The organism is Roseomonas sp. KE2513 (genome assembly GCF_016107305.1).
Taxonomy (GTDB): domain Bacteria; phylum Pseudomonadota; class Alphaproteobacteria; order Acetobacterales; family Acetobacteraceae; genus Roseomonas.
On sequence record NZ_RCVR01000112.1, the window covers coordinates 1 to 2,885 of the forward strand.

At 65.9% G+C, this 2,885-nt stretch carries 3 protein-coding genes; 1 reads left to right on the plus strand and 2 read right to left on the minus strand.

All coding sequences use genetic code 11. The features are described from left to right. The first annotated feature begins 242 nt into the window (after positions 1-242). Positions 243-1,619 carry a deoxyribodipyrimidine photo-lyase gene (locus D9599_RS30385; RefSeq protein WP_198385075.1) on the plus strand — a complete coding sequence of 459 codons (1,377 nt, stop codon included), beginning with the start codon at positions 243-245 and terminating at the stop codon, positions 1,617-1,619. Between the two features lie 141 nt (positions 1,620-1,760). On the opposite strand, the gene D9599_RS30390 is transcribed toward D9599_RS30385, so the two are convergent. Next, positions 1,761-1,934 (minus strand): hypothetical protein, encoded by a 174-nt coding sequence (locus D9599_RS30390; RefSeq protein ID WP_198385076.1) that lies wholly within the window; start codon positions 1,932-1,934, stop codon positions 1,761-1,763. Positions 1,935-2,088: 154 nt separating this feature from the next. Next, positions 2,089-2,885: amidase family protein (locus D9599_RS30395; RefSeq protein WP_198385077.1), on the minus strand; the 797-nt coding region annotated here is incomplete at its 5' end.

The window sequence follows — 2,885 nt, forward strand, 5'->3', positions numbered from 1 at the left end:
CTAACCTGAAGACGCGAGAAACGGGTTGAGGTTGCTCCTGCAAGTGCGGGTGGGGGTAGGCTCGTCAAGGGCAGGACCAAGCACGCTCGGTGCGGGCCAAGTTCACCCCTTGCGTAGCTCCGACTCCGTGATACGCGTCCTCCGCAGCAGGGCTCATAGGGGGTGGGACAGGGGCGTTCGTGACATTCCCGGCTACAGCCCCACGACTAGTCGACTCTGGCTCACGCACCACATGCGGCGGCATGATCCAGCCAACCCGCATTCGCTCCCTCAACGAAGCTCCGGAGAACGGCAAAGCGTCTTATGTCCTGTACTGGATGGGGCTGTCCCAGCGCGCCGCCTTCAACCCAGCTCTTGAGCACGCCGTCGATGAGGCCAACGCGCGCAACCTTCCCGTTCTCGTCTGCTACGGCATTGCCGAGGGATTCCCGGAGGTGAATGCCCGCCACTGGAGCTTCCTGCTTGAGGGCATGGCCGAGGTGGGGCCCGCACTGGTGAGGCGAGGCATCGCCTTTGTCGCCCGCCGAACCCCGCCCGTGGAGACCGCACTGATCTACGCGGCTGACGCCGCCCTGGTTGTGTGCGATCGGACCTACCTGAAGCCGGCTGTAGGATTCTATGCTGATTTCGCGGCGCGTGCGCCCTGCCGGGTCGTGCAGGTCGAAGGCGATGTGGTCGTGCCAGTCGAGACCGCCTCGCCCAAGCATGAGATCGCCGCGCGGACGCTCCGGCCGAAGCTCAACCGGCTGTTGCTGGACTACCTCGTGCCGCTCGAGGAGCGGCAGGTCCTTCGCCGGGCCACGGAGCTGCGCTTCGAGAGCACGCTTGCCCTAGAGGACGTACCGCGGCTGGTTGCCAGCCTGAAGGCGGACCAGAGTGTCAGGCCCGTGCGGCGCTTCACGGGTGGCACGTCGCAGGCTGAGGCGAGGCTACGGCACTATCTCGACGCCTCTTTTGCCCGCTACGCGACGGTGCGGGGCAGACCGGAGGCGGGCGCTGCCTCGCACATGAGCCCCTATCTGCACTTCGGCCAGATCTCGCCTGTCGCCATAGCACTTGCCGTTCGGGGCGCCACGACCGGTGACGCCAACGACAAGACCGCCTATGTCGAAGAGGTAGTGATCCGGCGCGAACTAGCCGTGAACCACATCCACTACGAATCTTGCTATGACGACTACGCCTGCGTGCCTGGTTGGGCGCGCAAGACGCTCGATGAGCATCGGGCCGATCCGCGCCCGCACCTGTATACACCCGAGCAGTTCGAGATGGGCTTGACCCACGACCGCTACTGGAACGCAGCCATGATGGAGATGCGCGAGACGGGCTACATGCACAACCACATGCGGATGTACTGGGGGAAGAAGATCGTCCAGTGGTCGGCCTCGCCGGAGGAGGCGTGGGAGACGGCCCTGCGGCTCAACAACCGCTACTTCATCGACGGTCGCGACGCGAACTCCTTCACCAACGTGGCCTGGCTCTTCGGGCTGCACGACCGGCCCTGGGGACCTCAGCCGGTCTTCGGCAACGTGCGCTCCATGAGTGAGGCAAGCCTGAAGAAGTTCGACGCCGACGGATACGTGCGCGAGGTGGAGTCGCTCGCTGCGGCAGAGCGGGAGTAGGAATGTAAGACGGCCACAGCAGGCCAGCAACCTGGCGGTCAATACAATTTCAGAGATCTTGAGGACCGGACCAGGGCGTGGTGTTCAGCTAAGGCGCGGTCTTCAGAATTCTCGAGCAAGCCGTCCTGCAAACAGGCGGGGTCATTCGCCGCGCGCGTTGAAGTCCTCGCGCGGGAAGCGGAAGGCCTCAGGCAGGTGCCAACCAAGCCCGCACAGCACCTCCAGCGCCTCGTGGTGCCGGGGATCGCGGTTGATACGGAAGGTGCGGGGGTCACTGCGATGCCCGCCTGGACGGCACAGCTCCGCCGCCATCACGCTGTGGCCCTGTCTCCCTCAGGAGCCGAGGAGGCGTTCCTGCAACGCGAGCGAGCACGGTGGGCGGAGGTGGTGCGTCGGAGCGGTGTCACGGCGACCTGACAGTCCGGGCGGACCGCGCCTCCGCGCCCTCGTCTAGAGCAGTGCAAACAAGTCAGACGGACGGCCACCGGTGCGCCCAGGGATGCGCACCCTCGTATTGCCTTGCCATCGCGACCAAGCGCCAATCGGCACCGTAGGGCGCGACGAGTTGAAAGCCGATCGGCATGCCGTCTGGAGACGGGTCTGCGGGAATTGAGATGCCTGGCGCGCCTGCCAGGTTCACGACCCCGGTGAAGGCGCGATGATGGGCAGGCCCGAACGCCTCCGCCTTCCACTGCAGCGCGCCAGAACTCGGCGTCAGCAGCAGGTCGTACTCGCGGAACATCCGGGCGAATGCGGCGGCGATCTCCCGAAAAGCGAGGAGAGCGTCCTGGTAGTCGAGAGCGGTGAGGCGTTCACCCTTCTCGATCATCTCCTCGTAGATTGCCCCGACACGACCGCGCCACTCCGTTCCCCGTAGTAGCCAAGCGAGCCCGGCGGCGCCCACATTCGGCCAGTTCTGCTCGAAGAGCGACAGGTCTACCGGCAAGGTCCCTTCCGTAACCGTGTGGCCCAGGGCGGCGAGGTTGCGGGCAACTGCGGCGCAGGCTTCGGCAATCGGTCGTCCACCGGCCAGTCTCCGAAACGCGGAACGTAGAGGACTGCGCATGGCTCGCATCTCCTCCCCGTCGTCAGAGCGGAAGGCAAGCGAGGCGCGATCCTCGTCCAGCGGTCCCTGGATGGTGGAGAGCGTCAGGGCAAGGTCGTCCACCGTGCGGGCGATCGGCCCGATCACCTCCGCGTCGTGTAGGATGATCGGCAGGCCATTGCGCCGCGCCACACGGCCTGGGGAGGGCTTCAGCCCCACCA